A 2,910-nucleotide genomic window follows, 5' to 3' on the forward strand; every position below is an offset into this window, starting at 1 on the left:
TACTTAGTTTTCAATGATCGCAAACTCAAACTCTAGGTCTTAAACTCAAGCCCTATCAGCGTTTGTGGACGGGAATTATAGGGGAAATCGTCTTAGATGTCAAGAGGTTTTCGAAAGAATATTTAGAAAAGTTGAAAATAGATTTCCAAACGTATCAAACGCATCATTATATATAGGGATTTTGATTTAATAAAGACTTTTCAAGTGAATAGAGTCCTTTTAAATGGAGTCAATTAATTGTTCCGTGCGCCAATACGCTATAATTCACTTATTAATTAAGTAAGGTGTTATTATGAGTATTGAACAAACATTACAAGAGAGAAGCGGAAATATCTGTGAATTATGCGGAGCGACTGAAGGATTAAGCGCTTATGAAGTTGCTCCAAGCGATGCATCTGCGGATCAATCGATCTATATATGTGAAACTTGCAAAAGCCAAATTTCAAATCCGCAGAATCTAGACAGCGATCACTGGCGCTGTCTCAGTGATAGCATGTGGAGCCAAACTCCTGCCGTACAAGTGATGGCATATCGTCTGCTTAGCGCACTCGGGGATCAAGATCAGCTTGACATGATGTACCTCGAAGAAGATGTCAAAGCATGGGCGCAAGCAGGAATGCTCAATACCGCTTCCACCGATGATGGCGGAGCTATTATTCAACGTGACAGCAACGGCACGATCCTTGCAGAGGGGGATACCGTTACATTGATCAAAGACCTTGAAGTTAAAGGGGCAGGATTCACCGCTAAACGGGGAACCATCGTCAAAAACATCCGTCTTACCGACGATGCACGATACATCGAGGGAAAAATAAACGGCAGTACGATTGTTCTCGTTGCCGCATACATGAAAAAAGCGTAAAACGCTCCGAGGCGTTTACCGCCTCACCACTTCGTCTGTTCGAAACCGTAAAAAGAACCTCCATACAAAGACTCCTAAGAAAATAAAAATTTTATACCCTCTAACCATTGGATATTCGTGCGATTTTTTTGCGATGATTACTCTATACAATCACTCAAACATATTGTACGGAGCACAAATGTCACTCATAGAAATATTTACCGATTACATACTCACTAAAAAAAGTCTTATAGAGTATGTTGAAATCCGAAAAACAATCAATGAACGTGGTGAATTCAATGATAGCTCACTCATTAAAGCTGAAGAGAATCTTCAACGTCTAAAGCATGAAGAGCCTGATATTCATGAAGGAATGTATACAACGCTGGCAAAGATATATGAACGCAATATCGGATTAACCATCGAGTATCCCATTGAGTTTATCCGTCAAATTCTCAGAATGTACAGCAGTTCTCTAACCCCTACCCAAGTCTATGAAGAGTACAACCGCGTATTGGAACATTATCATCATGATGTGTAATCTAAATTTTATTTTTCTACAATCTACTTTTCTCCTCATTTATCTCAAATAAAATTAATATCTTGCGAGTTTTTCGCGAGTTTTTTTATTTATTATGGACAAAATAAATTCTGTCCAGGAGAACCCGCTTATGAAAGAGTATATGCCATTTATCAATGGAAAGAACAAGCCCTCACACCCGGGAAAAGTTATCGATGATGTTAATCCGGCCACCGGAGAAGTATTCGCAAAAGTCCATTTAGCCAGTGCCGAAGATATTGAAGAGGCAATCAGTACTGCGTATGCCGCTTCAAAACTTTGGGCCAAAACAACACCGCGAGAAAAAGAGGCGGTACTTTTAAAAGCTGCCGATATTTTTGAGAGCCGCAGCGATGAAATCCGAACTATTTTGATGAGAGAAAGCGGTTCAGTTTATGCCAAAGCAATGTTTGAAATCGGTCTTGTCGCCGACATTTTACGGGTAGCCGCCGGTGAAGCGCGACGGGTATTCGGACAAACATTCACCTCGAACAATCCCGGGGTTCTCTCGTACAGTACGCGTCGCCCATTGGGAGTCATTGCCGGAATTTCTCCCTTTAATGCCCCTATGATTTTGAGTACGAAAAAATTTGCAATGGCAATCGCGGCAGGTAATGCCTTTGTTTTGAAACCCTCCAGCCATACCCCGATCTGCGGTCTTGTTTTCGGTGAAATTTTTAAAGAAGCGGGTCTCCCCGACGGTGTACTCAATATCATTCCGTGTTCCAGCGGTGATTTGGGGGAAACCTTTCAAACGGACCCTCGCATTGCGATGATTACCCTGACCGGTTCAACACGTGTCGGGAAGTTGGTCGCTGCCTCTGCCGCTATGAACTTGAAAAAATGTACCGTTGAGCTCGGAGGGAAATCTCCGACCATCGTATTGGGTGATGCCGATGTCGATTATGCGGTCAATACGGCTACCTTTAGTATTTTCCTCCATCAAGGACAGATCTGTATGGCAGGATCACGCATTATTGTTGAAGAAAATATTTACGATGAGTTCTGTGAAAAATTTGCCGCCAAAGTCAAAACACTCAAAGTCGGCAACCCTGAAGATCCTACTACTATTATCGGACCGTTAATAGAAGAGGCACAATGTAAATTTATTGACGGATTGATCGATGATGCCGTACATAAAGGGGCGACACTTCTCTACGGACGTGAGCATGAAGGATGTTTTTACAAACCAACTGTTATTTCCAATGTTACCGAAGAGATGGTTATTTTCCATGAAGAGGCATTCGGTCCGGCGGCTGCAATTATCAAAGCACGCGATATTGATCATATTATAGAGCTTGCCAATAACAGCAACTATGGGTTAAGTTCCTCCATTATTACCGATAATTTAAGCGCGGCATTAAGACTCTCCGAAGAGATCGAATCGGGCATGGTCCATATCAACGGACCGACTATCCAAGATGAGGCCCATATTCCGTTCGGCGGGGTCAAAGAGAGCGGTATTGGACGCGAGGGAGGTCACTTCGCGATTGAAGAGATGACCGAACTT

General features: G+C 42.5%; 3 protein-coding genes. All 3 read left to right on the forward strand.

Features of this window, described 5'->3' with window-relative positions; translation table 11 throughout:
* Positions 1-292 precede the first annotated feature (292 nt).
* On the forward strand, positions 293-862 hold the full coding sequence (locus Q0C19_RS11755; RefSeq protein ID WP_295056307.1) for an alkylphosphonate utilization protein: 570 nt from the start codon (positions 293-295) through the stop codon (positions 860-862).
* Between the two features lie 178 nt (positions 863-1,040).
* On the forward strand, positions 1,041-1,382 hold the full coding sequence (locus tag Q0C19_RS11760; protein ID WP_295056310.1) for a hypothetical protein: 342 nt from the start codon (positions 1,041-1,043) through the stop codon (positions 1,380-1,382).
* Positions 1,383-1,512: 130 nt separating this feature from the next.
* Positions 1,513-2,910, forward strand: a 1,398-nt coding sequence (locus Q0C19_RS11765; RefSeq protein ID WP_295056313.1) for an aldehyde dehydrogenase family protein, incomplete at its 3' end; no start/stop codon positions are given.

This window comes from Sulfuricurvum sp., assembly GCF_023250475.1.
GTDB lineage: Bacteria > Campylobacterota > Campylobacteria > Campylobacterales > Sulfurimonadaceae > Sulfuricurvum.